This window comes from Bacillus sp. z50, assembly GCF_058313585.1.
The window spans coordinates 368,055-383,711 of record NZ_JBZFQL010000002.1 but is presented as its reverse complement, the minus strand read 5'-3'; the positions used below and the strand labels follow the sequence as shown (position 1 = coordinate 383,711).

The following is a 15,657-nucleotide window of genomic DNA, read 5'->3' as shown; positions in this document are numbered from 1 at the left end:
ATTTGGCTGCTATTAAAGTTCTAATCATTGAAGATTCACCTTTTATGAGAAAGTTGATAACTGAATTTTTACAAGAAGATGAACAAATTGAAGTGGTGGGCATTGCTAGAAATGGAGCAGATGGGCTTTTGAAAATGGAAAAGCTGAAACCTGATGTCATTACACTGGATATAGAAATGCCTGTAATGGACGGTATAACGACATTGCAGGTAATCATGGAAAAAAATCCAATGCCTGTGGTTATGCTTTCCGGTACTAACAGATCGGGTGTAGATATGATTATGGAGAGCATGAAGCTTGGTGCAGTCAATTTTATCGAAAAGCCCTCTGGTTCATTTTCACAGGATTTACACAGAATTAAGAGTCTAATGATTCAGAAAGTGAAAGAGGCTGCCAAAGTAAATATGAGCGTGTTTGACCAAAATAATCGCCTGATGAATGTGCCGCCAATCGCTGAAATTTCACAGGAACTGAATCTGACTGAAAATGTCAATGAAAAAAATACGGATGTTCCCTTCCAAAAAATTATTTGTATCGGAACCTCGACGGGAGGACCGCGAGCACTGTATACCGTATTGCCATTACTTAAAAAGAATACGGTACCTATTCTCATTGTACAGCATATGCCGGAAGGGTTTACAAAACACTTGGCTGAGAGACTAAATGAGTTGTCAGAAATAACTGTGAAGGAAGCTGAAGAGGGAGAAATTTTATGTAATGGAACAGCCTATATTGCACCTGGTGGATTTCATTTAAAAGCTTCAGTTCAAGCTGGTGTGCTGATTGCCAAATTGGATAAAACTAATTCCGTTAATGGCCACCGTCCATCGGTGGATGTCTTGTTTGATTCAGTTTCCGAACTGCCCCCTGTATACGAATGTGTAGCCGTTATTATGACAGGTATGGGATCAGATGGTACGAAGGGAATTATGAATTTAAGAAAGTTTAAAAAGTCCAGAATTATTGCTGAATCTGAAGAAACTTGTGTGGTCTATGGTATGCCAAAAGCGGCAATCGCTACGGGATTGGTGGATGAAATAATTCCTCTGGGTCATATAGCTGGAGTATTGAATGAAATTTGTAAGGGTGAGAGGTGAAGGTAAATGAGCTTGGATTTAGATCAATATTTAGAGGTTTTTATAGAAGAAAGCAAGGAACACTTACAAACTTGTAATGAACTATTATTGGAGCTCGAAAAAAATCCTGATGATGTCATGATTGTGCATGAAATTTTTAGGTCAGCCCATACATTAAAAGGAATGTCTGCGACAATGGGTTTTGATGATTTAGCACGATTAACTCATCAAATGGAAAATGTGTTGGATGAGATCCGAAATCAGCGAATAAAAGTTAATACCGACATTTTAGACATTGTATTTTTAGCTGTTGATGATTTGGAAGCAATGGTTTTATCGGTTGCAGATGGTGGAAACGGAAAAAGAGATGTCTCTTTAACAATAGAAAAATTAGAAAACATAGTAGCAGGTCAAATCGTTATGATAGGTTCTGCAGATAGAGAACATCCTGGTGCTCCAGTAGAAATGGAATCCCGTGCGGATATTTATGACGAATACGAATGGGCGGTCATGGAACAATCAATCGACCAAGGCTTTAAAGCTTACTCTGTTAAGGTGATTTTAAATGATGATTGTATCTTAAAAGCAGTCCGTGTTTTTATGGTTTATGAAATTTTTGCTGAACTGGGAGAAGTAATTAAGTCGGTTCCTCCCGTCGATGTTCTTGAGGAAGAAGATTTTGGGCAGGAGTTTACGGCAACGATCCTATCAAAACAATCTGCAATAGATATCGAACAGAGAATCTTAAAAGTATCAGAGCTTGAGTCTGTACGAGTTTCGCTGGTGCCGAATAAGACATCTAAGGATCAGGAATATAAAGCCACAAAGGATCTGGAAAATGCGAATCAGCTGCAGGTGCATTCAACAAAGCAGGTAAAGGGTAAGGAAGATGAAAAAGCTTCCTCTGTTAATACTGCAGTGGCTCATAGTAAGATGATACGGGTCAATATTGAGCGCCTTGACATATTAATGAATCTATTTGAAGAGTTAGTGATTGATCGCGGAAGACTCGAACAAATTTCGAAGGATTTAAAAGATGCAGAGCTGTTTGAAACAGTTGAACATATGACAAGAATTTCTGGTGATATGCAAACAATAATCCTAAATATGAGGATGGTACCAGTAGAAACAGTTTTTAATCGGTTTCCGCGTATGGTCAGGCAGCTTGCGCGTAATCTGAATAAACACATCCGTCTTGAAATTATTGGTGCGGAAACGGAGTTAGACCGGACTGTTATTGACGAAATTGGTGATCCTCTGCTGCATCTTTTACGAAACGCTTTGGATCATGGTATTGAAACACCGGAAGCTAGACGGGACAAGGGCAAGCCTGAAGAGGGTACAGTCATCCTGAAGGCTTATCATAGTGGCAACCACGTTTTTATAGAAATAGAAGATGATGGCGCTGGTATTAATACAGATGTGGTTGTAACAAAAGCAGTGGATAAAGGAATTATTACAGAAGAACAAGCTGAAATCATGACAGAACGTCAAAAAAACGAACTTCTTTTCGCTTCGGGTTTTTCCACAGCTAAGGAGATTTCTGATATATCAGGCCGGGGGGTTGGCTTAGATGTTGTGAAAAATACCATCGAATCTCTTGGTGGAAGTGTGTCTATTAATTCACGCCTAGGATATGGATCTATTTTTTCTGTGAAATTGCCACTTACCTTATCAATCATATCAGTCATGCTAGTTGAAGTTCAGGATGAAAAGTACGCAATTCCCTTATCTTCCATAATTGAAACGTATATCGTCCAAAGAGAAGAAGTATTAAGATCACATAATCAAGATGTCATTGACTTTAGAGGTAAGATTATCCCGCTCGTGTATCTGCATTCAATTCTTTCTATCCCTGTTTGTCGGGAGGAGGAAGACTTTTTGTCATTAGTAATTGTGCGTAATGGAGACAAGATGGCCGGGTTAGTTGTCAATTCATTCATTGGTCAGCAGGAAATCGTTTTAAAATCATTGGGTAATTACTTAAATTCTGTCTTCGCTGTTTCAGGAGCTACGATTCTCGGGGATGGTCAAGTTGCATTGATTATAGATTGCAATTCTCTTGTTAAGTAAGCAGGGCTGTAAGATAAGGAGGAGTTTATATGGCTGACAATGATAATAGACAGATGCAGAAAGTTATAGTCTTTGAGTTAGTGAATAAAGAATATGCAATACCTGTCGAGTATGTGCTGTCTATCGAAAAAGTATCAACTATTACAAGAGTTCCGGGTGTAGAACCCTTTGTGATGGGAGTAATTAATCTTAAAGGGACGATTACACCGATTATTGACCTTCGAATGCGGTTTGGCCTAGAGCAAAAAGAATATGATGAGTCTTCAAGGATTATCATTATTTCCTTTAATGAATTTGAAGTGGGATTGATTGTTGATTCAGCCAGGGATGTTTTAGAGTTTCCGGCTGATTTAATTGAACCGCAGCCTAAAGTTATCGGTATGCAGGAGATTGATTTTATAAATGGCGTTGTGAAGGTTGATAAACGTTTGTTGATATTAATCAAACTCGAACGAATTTTACAAGTACTTGGAACAACACAATCTATATAGGAAGAAGGCGGGCAGGACATGTCATATCTGGATTCCATAACACATCTCCAACTGGATACCTTAAAGGAAATTGGTAATATCGGTGCAGGTAATGCTGCGACTGCTTTATCTCTATTAGTGAACAAACCGGTTATGATGAGTGTCCCTTCCGTGAAAATTGCAACATTTGACGAAACAATGGAGCTTGCAGGAGGAGCGGATAATGTTGTAGCCAGTGTTTACATGAGAATAGAAGGTGACATCACCGGCAATATGTATTTTATCCTTTCTTTATCGCAGGCAACCAGATTTATTAACCAAATGACCGGTTCCAATCAATTTTCCTTTGATCATTCATTGGATGATGAAATTTCTTTATCTGCCCTGACAGAAATGGGCAATATTCTATCTGGCTCGTATTTATCTTCCTTGTCTGATTTTACTGGTATGAAAATATATCCTTCTGTTCCTGTGCTGGGGATTGATATGGTGGGAGCCTTGCTCGGGTATGGATTACTGGAATTTTCCCAAGTTGGCGATTATGCGATTATCATTGATACGGATTTTACCGAGTCTGATAGTAAGGAAGAAAAAGATGTAAATGGGCACTTTTTCTTACTGCCTGATCCTGAATCATTTGATACACTCTTTTCTACATTGGGAGTGAATATGGAATGAATCCTCGTCACGAACAGGAAATTATCCGCGTTGGAATTGCAGATATGAATTTTGCTTATAAGGGTTCCATTATTAGAACAGCCGGTCTTGGATCTTGTGTTGGTGTTGTCCTTTACTGCCCATCTCAACAGATAGCAGGAATGGTTCATGTTATGCTGCCGGATTCCTCACTTGCCAGAGGTAAAACATTTAATAAAGCAAAATATGCAGATACTGCAATACCAGAGCTTATTAAACAATTCAAGAATAAGGGAATAAAAAGTCAATTGCTCAAGGCAAAACTTGCAGGTGGAGCGCAAATGTTTCAATTCAGTTCAGGAAGTGATCTGATGAGAATCGGACCGCGAAATGTAGATGCTGTGAAAATTCAGCTTATGGAAAATCATATCCAGATAATTGCTGAAGATGTTGGCGGAAACAGTGGAAGAACAATTGAATTTAATCCGATTACAAGTATATTGCACATTCGTACGGTTAATCAGGGTTCCTGCTCTATTTAAGTTTTCATTCGGTAAAGAGCGAAATTAAGGGAAATTTGTCGGATGTATATCTGTTGTTTTTTGTTATAATTTAATTACCATAATAAACCAACTAAGGGGAGGGTCAAAATGTCTCAAGTGAATACCGGTGAAGAACAGACGTATTGGCATAAATGGCTTGAAGGCCGGGACGCGCAGGCTGGAGACATATTGGCAAAAAAATACTTGCCATTGGTCAGTTATCATGTACAACGAATTTCAGTGAACCTGCCTAAAAATGTGAATAGAGATGATATAAGAAGTTTAGCGAATATGGGTCTATTTGATGCTTTAGAAAAATTCGACCCATCCCGTGATTTAAAATTTGAGACCTATGCTTCCTTTCGAATTAGGGGAGCCATTATAGATGGATTGCGTAAAGAAGATTGGTTGCCAAGAAGTACGAGAGAAAAAGCAAAATTAATAGATTCGACTATAGAAGCGTTAGAGCAGAAGAATATGCGTAATATCACACCTGTTGAAATTGCCGAAGAATTAGGGATTACAGAGGATGAGGTTGTCAAAATCACGAATGAGAATTTCTTTTCCAATATTTTATCAATGGATGAACAGCCGCATGATACTCACTCGGAACAGGAAGCGCAATCGTATACAGTGAAAGACGAGCGCATGCTATCTCCTGAAGAAGCCCTTGTTAAAAAAGAATTGCTCAAAGAGATGGGAGACCTCATTCATAGGCTAAGTGAAAAAGAACAATTAGTGTTGGACTTATTTTATCGGCAGGAGCTGACTCTTACAGAGATCGGCTACATTTTGAAGCTATCGACTTCGAGAATTTCACAAATACATTCACGTGCACTATTTAAATTAAAAGAGTTATTAGCAAAAACAATCTACCGCTAAAGCTATTGGTTTGGGAGTGGAATAATGGATTTTCCATATAAACTAGAGGTTTCCCAAGATAAAATGAAGGCCTGGATTATACCTATAGGGAATCAGGCACAATCGGTTTCTGATAGACAAATAGATGAATGGCTTGTTTCTTTGCCGATTATCTTTGGCATAAAAAAGGAAACAAAAGTACATTTACTGAATACGGAGCAGGTTGTTTTTCCTTTATTGATTGCTGAAGGGAAATTACCGGAAAACGGACAGGATGGAGAATTAAAACTCGAATATACAAAGGGAATAGACACAGGGGAGCAACCGTTTAACTTCCGAAATGTAATGGATATCCCATCCATCTCTACAGGAGATAAAATTGCGGCTGCATCTCAACCAACTTATGGTCTATTTGGAATGGATATTTTCGGAAATGAAATCAAACCGAAACCAGGCAAAAGAGCCGTCTATAAATTGGGACCCAATGTCATTGAACATGAATCAAGCCTCTATTCAACGATTAACGGACAAATCAGTATAGTAGGTCATACTATACAGGTTAATCCTGTTTTTTATGTAAAAGGAGATTTGAGCCTGGAGGTAGGCAATATTGATTTTGTTGGAAATGTGTATATTGAGGGCAATATACCCGTCGGTTATACGATTTCGTGCGGTGGCGATTTAAAAGTTTTCGGTATGATTGAGGGATCAGACATTAATGTTGGCGGCTCGGTTATTGTCAAGGGCGGAATTACTGGGGAAAAGAATTGCAGTATTCGAACAGGCGGAGATCTATACGCCTTATACATAAACTATGCAAATGTAATATCAAGCGGTAATATCATTATTCAACATGCTATTCTCCATAGTTTTGTAACTTCCATGAAATCTGTAACCTGTAAAAAAGGACATCTAATAGGCGGAGTTTTAAGGGCTGGCAAGAGAGTGGAACTGATGGATGCAGGGAATTTACACTATACACGTACTGAAATACATATCGGAAATAATGATGCAATTGAAATGATTAAGCAGGATTTGGATTCTCGTTATCAAAAAATGCAAAAAACACTCTCGAAACTCTCGTATATAGCTGTGAAGCTTGAAGAAAAAACAAGGTTATCGAATGACAAAAAGGATGCTCTTTTGCTGGAAAAACAAAGGAAAACAAAAGATTTTTTAGTGGATGAAATGAAAAAACTTAAGCAAGAGAGATTAATGTTAGATTATGAGCTGCAAATCGATGAGGAATTAATTATTAACGGTGCATGCTACCCTAATCTTTATATAAAAATGGGTAAGTATAGCATGCCTCTGAATCAAAATTACCAGTCAGTGAGATTTACTGATAAGGGAAACGAGATATCTGTTTATCCGCTCTAAAAGGGGGCAATGAATCATGAGTTTAAAAGCGATTGAATTGCAAGTTGCAATACCCAGAACGCAGGATGCAGGTAAAATCCAGGAGCTGTTGCAGAATCGTAGTCAACAACTGATTGAGCATGCTTCCGAACAGGAAAAAAAGAGTACAAGAGCAAAAAATGAAACAGTACTTAGGCAAGAAAAGAATAGCTCGGTTGATTGGAATAATCATTCCAAGGGCCGGCAGCAGGAAAAACGGCGGCAGAATGATGAATCTACTAAAAATCATTCTGCCTTTTCGCAAGCAGAAACCCAACCTTATAAGGGAAAGAGAATAGATTTTTCGGGATAAGAGGAGACAAAATGACATTTATACTCATAGTAAGCATCATGGTCAATATGGTGGCTGTTTTAGCAATTGTTATCCTTTATTTGAGGCAGAATCGTCTTATTCAATTCGAGAAGGAATGTAAAGAATATCAAAAAGAAGTTGAGGAACTAATCCATACGTTTATAATCGAAATGAAGGAAGAAAACGATGAAATTAAACAGTTGTTTGTGGGTGATACTGGTAAGATATCACGCACTGAAGGACCTCGAAAGCTATCTGATCAAGAAGAGAAAATAGATCACACTATGACAGGGTTACCAAATGGATATAGACAGCAGAGTGCACGGAATGCCTACGAAAATACGAGCCGGCAATCCGTTACGAATCATCTTAAGGAAGAAAAAACGGAATCAGATGTTATCGACCAAGATTTAGAACGAGTCCCTATATTGGCTGAGGCCCAGAATATGAAGAATCAAGGGAAAACAATTGAGGAAATTGCAAAAAAAATGGGCCGTGGCAAAACAGAAATTGACCTTTTATTTAAATTAAATCAAAAGTAAAGTAAAAAGACTTGATTGTATGCTGAGATTATGCTATATTATGACATGGTGTTAATACACACGCTTGAGGATTTGGACTGATCGTGCTGTAAACCTACAGTTTCAGCCTGAAAATGATTTGAGCGGAGGAAAAACAAAACATAGGAGGAACAAACATGTCTGTAATTTCAATGAAACAACTGCTTGAAGCAGGTGTACACTTCGGGCACCAAACTCGTCGTTGGAACCCAAAAATGAAAAAATATATTTTCACGGAGCGTAATGGTATCTACATTATTGACCTTCAAAAAACGGTTAAAAAAGTAGAAGAAGCTTATAACTTCGTAAGAGACTTGGCTGCTGATGGCGGTACTATGCTTTTCGTTGGTACTAAAAAGCAAGCTCAAGATTCTGTAAAAGAAGAAGCTGGCCGTGCTGGTATGTACTATGTTAACCAACGTTGGTTAGGTGGTACATTAACAAACTTCGTAACAATTCAAAAACGTATTGCACGTCTTAAAGAAATCGAAAAAATGGAAGAAAACGGAACGTTTGAAGTTCTTCCTAAAAAAGAAGTTATTCAATTGAAAAAAGAACAAGAGCGTCTTGAAAAATTCTTAGGCGGTATCAAGGATATGAAACAAATCCCTGATGCATTGTTCATCATTGACCCACGTAAAGAGCGTATCGCTGTTGCGGAAGCTCATAAATTGAATATTCCAATCGTAGGTATCGTTGATACAAACTGTGATCCGGATGAAATCGATTATGTAATCCCTGCAAACGATGATGCAATCCGTGCTGTTAAATTGCTTACTGGTAAAATGGCTGATGCTATCCTTGAAGGTAAACAAGGTGAAGAAACAGCTCCAGTTGCAGAAGAAACAGTAGTTGAAGAAACTGTTGAAGCAGAAGAAGCAACTACAGTTGAAAATGCTTAATTGATTTTTTAAAGGTGATAAGAGGACAGTGCCTTTTATCACCTTTTTTTGAAATAAAATAGAGTGGTGTATACGGATTCGCACACTGCTACATACTGATTTTATCGGATGATATAAAGGAGGAAGACCAAATGGCTATTACTGCTCAAATGGTTAAAGAATTACGTGAAAAAACTGGTGCAGGTATGATGGACTGCAAAAAAGCACTACAAGAAACAAGCGGTGACATGGATAAAGCAATCGATTACCTTCGTGAAAAAGGTATTGCGAAAGCGGCTAAAAAAGGCGATCGTATTGCTGCTGAAGGTTTAACTTCTATCGTTGTTGAAGGCGATAAAGCAGTTATCCTTGAAGTAAATGCTGAAACAGATTTCGTTGCTAAAAATGAAGCATTCCAAACTCTTGTAAAAGAATTGGCTGCACATCTTTTAACAAATGAACCTGCAAATGTTGAGGAAGCTTTAACTCAAACAATGACTAACGGTGCAACTGTTGCTGACCACATTAATGCTGCTATTGCAAAAATTGGTGAGCGCATCACTCTTCGTCGTTTTGAAATCAAAACAAAACCTGAAAACGGAGCTTTCGGAGCTTACATCCACCAAGGCGGACGTATCAGCGTATTAACTATCGTTGAAGGTACAACTGAAGAAGCGGTTGCGAAAGATGTTTCTATGCACATCGCTGCTTTAAACCCTAAATACGTATCACGTGACCAAGTTACTGCTGAAGAAGTTGAACATGAGCGTCAAGTTCTAACACAACAAGCATTAAACGAAGGAAAACCTGAAAAAATCGTTGCGAAAATGGTTGAAGGCCGTCTAGGTAAATATTTTGAAGAAATTTGTGTACTGGATCAAACATTCGTTAAAAATCCAGATCAAAAAGTTGGTCAATTTGTACAAGCAAATGGCGCTACAATCGTTGAGTTCGTACGTTACGAAGTAGGAGAAGGTATCGAGAAGAAACAAGATAACTTCGCTGAAGAAGTAATGAGCCAAATTAAAAAAGACTAATCTAATTACATGTGTATAGCATAAAAATAGGGGACACGTTGTGTTCCCTATTTTTCAAGAATACATTTCCTTAAAATAAACAGAGTATTAGATGAGGATATCGACTATTAAAGCTTGTGATAGATCGATAACTAATGACGGTGGAGGTTACTATGAGCAGCGTAAAGTATAAAAGAGTTGTATTAAAGTTAAGTGGAGAGGCACTTGCCGGTGCTCAAGGATTTGGGATTGACCCAACCATAATTTTTTCAGTTGCTAAACAAGTGAAAGAAGTTGCGGAGCTTGGTGTAGAAGTCGCAGTAGTGGTTGGTGGCGGAAATATTTGGCGCGGTAAAACAGGCAGTGAACTTGGAATGGACCGTGCAACTGCCGATTATATGGGAATGCTTGCAACAGTCATGAATTCACTTGCGCTTCAGGATAGTTTGGAACAACAAGGGATTGAGACACGTGTCCAAACATCTATTGAAATGAGACAAGTAGCTGAGCCTTATATCCGTCGCAGAGCAATCCGCCATTTAGAGAAAACACGTGTGGTTATCTTTGCTGCAGGTACTGGAAATCCGTATTTCTCTACAGATACGACAGCAGCTTTACGGGCTGCCGAAATAGAAGCAGATGTCATTCTCATGGGTAAAAATAATGTTGATGGTGTATATAGTGCAGACCCTGTATTAGATAGCAGTGCCGTAAAATATGATGAACTTTCTTATCTTGATTTAATTAAGGATGGTTTATCTGTAATGGACTCCACAGCATCATCTTTATGTATGGATAATGACATTCCACTAATTGTCTTCTCAATAATGGAAGAAGGAAATATTAAACGTGCCGTTATGGGTGAAACTATAGGTACTATTGTTAGGGGGAAAGAATAATGGCAAAACAAGTTATAGACAATACGAAGGAAAAGATGAATAAAGGAATTCAGGCATTCTCCAGAGAATTAGCCTCTATCCGTGCAGGTCGTGCTAGTGCATCCCTTTTAGACAGATTGACTGTAAATTATTATGGAGCACCTACACCTGTAAATCAGCTTGGGTCAATCAGCGTTCCGGAAGCTCGTATGCTGGTTATTACACCTTATGACAAAACCATTCTTGGTGATATTGAAAAGGCAATTCTGAAATCTGATCTTGGACTTAACCCAGTGAACGATGGTAATATTATTCGTTTAAGTGTTCCTGCACTAACTGAAGAACGTCGTCGTGACCTTGTTAAACAAGTGAAGAAGGAAGCTGAAGAAGCGAAAGTTGCGATTCGTAATGTACGCCGTGATGGTAATGATGACCTTAAAAAGCTTGAGAAAAACGGGGAAATTACAGAAGATGCACTTCGTGGATATTCTGATGACGTTCAAAAAATGACGGATGATCATATCGCGAAAATCGATGCTCTTGCTAAAGATAAAGAAAAGGAAATCATGGAAGTTTGATTTTTATATCATAAAGCCCCTTTTATCTAAAGGGGCTTTTTTGTTACACCTAGTATGTATTAGGTGACGAAATTATATAATAACAGAATCATACAGTGTGTCCAAAAAGGTTAACTGTTAGAAATCCATAAAACTGCCAGGAAACAAACATACAAACAGAAATGTTTGTGACAATTAAATGTGGTATGATAGGTTATGGAATTTGTACTAAGGCTAAATGATCAAATATACATAAGCAGGGAAGATTAATTCCTTTTGGAGGAAATAACATGTTTGGATGGAAGATAGTTAAGAAAAAAGGGAAACAGTATTCTATACCAGAAAGAATAGAAAAGGTAAAACAAAATAAAATACCAGACCATATTGCCATTATTATGGATGGGAATGGCCGGTGGGCAAGAAAAAGAGCACTGCCAAGAGTAGCTGGACATCATGAGGGTATGAAGGTCGTGCGTAAAACGACTAAATTAGCTAATGAATTGGGAGTTAAGGTTTTAACGGTTTATGCCTTTTCAACTGAGAATTGGAAACGTCCAAAAGATGAAGTGGATTATTTGTTAAAATTACCCGAAGAATTTCTAGGAACGTTTTTGCCGGAATTAATGAAAGAAAACGTTAGGGTTCAAATTATGGGTGATCAAAAGAGACTGCCTTTGCATACTGTCAATGCAGTCACTACAGCATTAGATCAAACTAAAGATAATGATGGTCTAATTTTAAATTTCGCTCTTAATTATGGAAGCCGTGCAGAAATCCTCGAAGGTGTAAAAAAAGCCGCAGCTGATATGAAAGATGGTCGTTTGGAAGAAAGCGATTTGACAGAAGAACGATTCTCTGAGTATTTGATGACCAATCAGCTGATGGATCCGGATTTATTAATCAGAACGAGCGGCGAAATTCGACTGAGCAACTTTATGTTATGGCAATTAGCCTATACGGAGTTTTATTTTACAGATGTATTGTGGCCGGACTTCAATGACCATGAATTGCTCAATGCAATTGAAGAATTCCAGGGCAGATCGAGAAGATACGGCGGCGTATAATGAGGAAGGCAGGGGTTTTAGGATGAAACAAAGAATCATTACTGCGATAGTCGCGATTGCATTATTTTTACCGATATTAATTTATGGAAATATTCCGTTTCTTATTTTAATCTATGCGATGGCGACAATTGGATTATATGAACTACTTAAGATGAAGAAAATGCCGCTAATGACGATATCATCGTTACTATCGTTTTTATTAGTATGGGTTTTATTGATACCTGATCGTTACAGTAGTTTCTTTGATATGATTCAATACGATAAAATGGATATAGTTATTATCATTGCATTTTTGTTATTAGTGATTACGGTAATTTCTAAAAATGCTTTTACGTTTGATGATGCGGCTTTTCTATTGTTGTCTTCTCTATACATAGGTGTAGCTTTTTATTACTTTTTTGGGACAAGAGATGTTGAGAATGGCCTCTTAACGATACTTTTTGTATTAATTACGATTTGGGTCACTGATTCAGGTGCCTATTTTGTAGGGCGATCTTTAGGAAAACGAAAGCTTTGGCCGGAAATCAGCCCAAATAAAACAGTAGAAGGATTCCTTGGTGGAGTTGGAAGTGCATTAGTTGTTGCAATTCTGTTCTATTTTTTCTCTAATTTGGACTACAATATAAGTAAGCTGATTATAATGGCATTATTAATTTCGATTTTTGGGCAGTTGGGTGATCTTGTACAATCTGCATATAAAAGGCATTATGGTGTTAAGGATTCCGGTAATATCTTACCGGGACATGGAGGAATTTTGGACAGATTTGATAGTTTGATTTTTATTCTTCCCATATTGCACTTCTTCATTTTTTAAACGTAACTATACAATTGCTGGGGGAGGAGCTTTAGTTTGAAAAGGATCAATTTATTAGGGGCTACAGGGTCTATCGGTATGCAAACGATAGATATTGTACGCAATCATCCAGAGGAATTTAACTTAACAGCTGTTTCAGGCGGAAGAAATGTGGACGGAATTCGGAAAATCATTCAGGAATTCCAGCCCGAACTGATTTGTGTACAGCTAAAAGAAGATGCGGAAAGACTGAAGACGGAATATCCGGGCAGGAAAATTGTATACGGACATGAAGGCTTAATAGAGGCAGCTACTTATGTAAACGGAGATATTGTAGTGAATGCCGTAATGGGAAGCATTGGTTTAATTCCTACCATGCAGGCGATGGAAGCTGGTAAACAAATTGCCCTTGCTAATAAGGAAACATTGGTGACAGCCGGACATTTAGTTATGGAGGCTGCCAAGAGGTTTCAAACGCCTATACTGCCGGTTGACAGTGAGCATTCTGCTATATTCCAGGCATTACAGGGTGAAAAGGCTAAAAATATTGAACGCTTGATTATCACAGCATCTGGAGGAAGCTTCAGAGACCGAACAAGAGATGAGTTAAAGAATGTTACAGTTAAAGATGCACTCAATCATCCAAATTGGTCTATGGGCGCAAAAATAACAATAGATTCTGCCACAATGATGAATAAGGGACTTGAAGTGATTGAAGCCCATTGGCTGTTTAATTTGCCATATGAACAGATTGATGTCCTATTGCACCAGGAAAGCATTATCCATTCTATGGTGGAATTTCACGATTCAAGTGTGATGGCGCAGCTGGGGACCCCAGATATGCGTGTGCCTATCCAATATGCTCTTTCATATCCGGATCGGTTACCGCTTTTCTCTTCAAAGAGACTTAATTTAGCAGAAGCGGCAACTTTACATTTTAAAAAGATGGACTTTGACCGCTATCCATGTTTACAATACGCTTATAATGCCGGAAGAATTGGCGGATCAATGCCGACTGTTTTAAATGCTGCCAATGAGGTGGCGGTCGAATTGTTCTTACAGGGCAAGATTCCATTCTTGGAAATTGAGGCACTGGTGGAAAAAGCTATGGAGCGTCATCAGCTAATCAAAAAACCTGAACTCGAGACTATTCAGGAAGTCGATCAGGAGACAAGAAGGTATATCGAGTCACTATATTAAAAGGGATGGTCGATTAAGTGGAAACAATATTAGCGTTTATACTTATTTTTGGAGGATTAGTGTTTTTTCATGAATTAGGCCACTTAATCTTTGCAAAAAGAGCAGGTATACTCTGTCGAGAGTTTGCCATCGGTTTTGGGCCGAAAATCTTTACAATAAAAAAGAATGAAACTGTCTATACCATTCGTTTACTTCCGCTTGGAGGCTTTGTACGGATGGCTGGTGAAGACGCAGAAACAGTTGAGTTGAAACCAGGCTATCGAATTGGGGTACTGTTTAACGAAAATCAGGAAATTAACAAAATCATTGTCACTAACAAGGATAAATATCCTGAAGCAAGAATTATTGAGGTGGAACAAGCAGATCTGGATCATCAGTTAATCATTCGTGGATATGAAGATGGAAATGATGAAGCTATCCAAACCTTTAAGGTTCATCCAAAAGCGGTAATGGTAGAAGATGGCCTTGAGCTTCAAATAGCACCATATGACCGCCAGTTTAATTCAAAAACATTACCGCAAAGAGCGATGGCAATCTTTGCCGGACCGATGATGAATTTTGTTTTAGCAGCTGTGTTATTCATGATTATTGGGATTGCCCAAGGTGTTGTGGTCGATGAGCCGAAGCTTGGCAAACTGACAGAAGATGGACCTGCTATTAGCTCTGGACTTAAGGCAGGAGACATCGTACACTCCATTAATGGTGAAAAAGTTGATTCATGGAGTGATATTCAATCAACTATTCAAAAGAATGCCAATAATGAACTGACTTTTGAGGTTGAACGTGATGGCCAAAATAAGGAGATAAATGTCACACCTAAATTAGTGGATGATTCAGCCGGCAAACGGGGAATCATAGGGGTCTATGCTCCGACGGAAAAATCCTTTATCAAAGCGATCGGTTATGGATTTACGGAAACGTATTTATGGACTAAACAAATTTTCATTGTACTTGGTGATTTAATCACAGGAGGATTCTCCATAGATGCATTATCAGGTCCTGTGGGTATATATGTTTCCACAGAAGAGGTGGCAAAATCAGGTATTTTTTACTTGATAAAATGGGCAGGGGTCTTAAGTATTAACCTTGGGATTATGAATCTCTTGCCGTTGCCCGCGTTGGATGGAGGAAGGCTGTTATTCTTTGCAATTGAAGCAATTAGAGGGAAACCGGTTGATAAGCAAAAGGAAGGTATGTTCCATTTTATTGGTTTTGCCTTATTGATGCTATTAATGATCGTCGTCACCTGGAATGATATACAGCGATTTTTCTTTTAAAATAGTCAGTAGCGGGGGCTAAACACGTGTTAAGCTCCTGCTATACATAAAGTAAAGTGATT

Annotated in this window: 17 protein-coding genes; all 17 read left to right on the top strand. The window is 38.3% G+C overall.

What is annotated here, in order from left to right:
• Positions 1–2 precede the first annotated feature (2 nt).
• Positions 3–1,097 (top strand): protein-glutamate methylesterase/protein-glutamine glutaminase, encoded by a 1,095-nt coding sequence (locus AC4G3N_RS07655; RefSeq protein WP_066100401.1) that lies wholly within the window; start codon positions 3–5, stop codon positions 1,095–1,097.
• Positions 1,098–1,109: 12 nt separating this feature from the next.
• Positions 1,110–3,149: a chemotaxis protein CheW gene (locus AC4G3N_RS07650; protein ID WP_491090088.1), complete on the top strand. Its 2,040-nt coding sequence runs from the start codon at positions 1,110–1,112 to the stop codon at positions 3,147–3,149.
• Between the two features lie 29 nt (positions 3,150–3,178).
• Positions 3,179–3,640 (top strand): chemotaxis protein CheW, encoded by a 462-nt coding sequence (locus AC4G3N_RS07645; protein ID WP_139891235.1) that lies wholly within the window; start codon positions 3,179–3,181, stop codon positions 3,638–3,640.
• An 18-nt stretch (positions 3,641–3,658) separates the two neighbouring features.
• The gene (locus AC4G3N_RS07640) at positions 3,659–4,297 is read left to right on the top strand and encodes a chemotaxis protein CheC (RefSeq protein WP_139891234.1); all 639 of its coding nucleotides are present in this window, start codon (positions 3,659–3,661) and stop codon (positions 4,295–4,297) included.
• Positions 4,294–4,797, top strand: coding sequence for a chemotaxis protein CheD (locus tag AC4G3N_RS07635; protein ID WP_066100389.1), 504 nt, complete (start codon positions 4,294–4,296; stop codon positions 4,795–4,797). Before AC4G3N_RS07640 ends, AC4G3N_RS07635 begins: the two co-directional genes overlap by 4 nt.
• Positions 4,798–4,905: 108 nt before the next feature.
• Positions 4,906–5,679 (top strand): FliA/WhiG family RNA polymerase sigma factor, encoded by a 774-nt coding sequence (locus AC4G3N_RS07630; RefSeq protein WP_139891233.1) that lies wholly within the window; start codon positions 4,906–4,908, stop codon positions 5,677–5,679.
• A gap of 24 nt (positions 5,680–5,703) precedes the next feature.
• Complete coding sequence (locus AC4G3N_RS07625) at positions 5,704–7,038, top strand: flagellar assembly protein A (RefSeq protein WP_491089980.1); 1,335 nt, start codon at positions 5,704–5,706, stop codon at positions 7,036–7,038.
• Positions 7,039–7,054: 16 nt separating this feature from the next.
• Positions 7,055–7,369 (top strand): hypothetical protein, encoded by a 315-nt coding sequence (locus tag AC4G3N_RS07620; protein WP_066100375.1) that lies wholly within the window; start codon positions 7,055–7,057, stop codon positions 7,367–7,369.
• An 11-nt stretch (positions 7,370–7,380) separates the two neighbouring features.
• On the top strand, positions 7,381–7,911 hold the full coding sequence (locus AC4G3N_RS07615; RefSeq protein WP_066100372.1) for a hypothetical protein: 531 nt from the start codon (positions 7,381–7,383) through the stop codon (positions 7,909–7,911).
• A gap of 155 nt (positions 7,912–8,066) precedes the next feature.
• Positions 8,067–8,831 (top strand): 30S ribosomal protein S2, encoded by a 765-nt coding sequence (gene rpsB, locus AC4G3N_RS07610; protein WP_066100370.1) that lies wholly within the window; start codon positions 8,067–8,069, stop codon positions 8,829–8,831.
• 131 nt (positions 8,832–8,962) lie between these two features.
• Complete coding sequence (gene tsf / locus AC4G3N_RS07605; protein WP_066100367.1) at positions 8,963–9,847, top strand: translation elongation factor Ts; 885 nt, start codon at positions 8,963–8,965, stop codon at positions 9,845–9,847.
• Between the two features lie 152 nt (positions 9,848–9,999).
• Positions 10,000–10,725, top strand: a complete 726-nt coding sequence (gene pyrH, locus AC4G3N_RS07600; RefSeq protein WP_139891231.1) for a UMP kinase — start codon at positions 10,000–10,002, stop codon at positions 10,723–10,725.
• Positions 10,725–11,282 carry a ribosome recycling factor gene (frr, locus tag AC4G3N_RS07595; RefSeq protein WP_139891230.1) on the top strand — a complete coding sequence of 186 codons (558 nt, stop codon included), beginning with the start codon at positions 10,725–10,727 and terminating at the stop codon, positions 11,280–11,282. The genes pyrH and frr overlap by 1 nt, the downstream gene beginning before the upstream one ends.
• Positions 11,283–11,551: 269 nt before the next feature.
• Complete coding sequence (uppS, locus tag AC4G3N_RS07590) at positions 11,552–12,325, top strand: undecaprenyl pyrophosphate synthase (protein WP_139891229.1); 774 nt, start codon at positions 11,552–11,554, stop codon at positions 12,323–12,325.
• Between the two features lie 22 nt (positions 12,326–12,347).
• Complete coding sequence (locus tag AC4G3N_RS07585) at positions 12,348–13,139, top strand: phosphatidate cytidylyltransferase (protein ID WP_139891228.1); 792 nt, start codon at positions 12,348–12,350, stop codon at positions 13,137–13,139.
• Positions 13,140–13,175: 36 nt separating this feature from the next.
• Positions 13,176–14,318 (top strand): 1-deoxy-D-xylulose-5-phosphate reductoisomerase, encoded by a 1,143-nt coding sequence (gene dxr / locus AC4G3N_RS07580; protein WP_491089979.1) that lies wholly within the window; start codon positions 13,176–13,178, stop codon positions 14,316–14,318.
• Positions 14,319–14,335: 17 nt separating this feature from the next.
• Positions 14,336–15,595, top strand: a complete 1,260-nt coding sequence (rseP, locus tag AC4G3N_RS07575; RefSeq protein WP_140461282.1) for an RIP metalloprotease RseP — start codon at positions 14,336–14,338, stop codon at positions 15,593–15,595.
• The last annotated feature ends 62 nt before the right edge of the window (positions 15,596–15,657 follow it).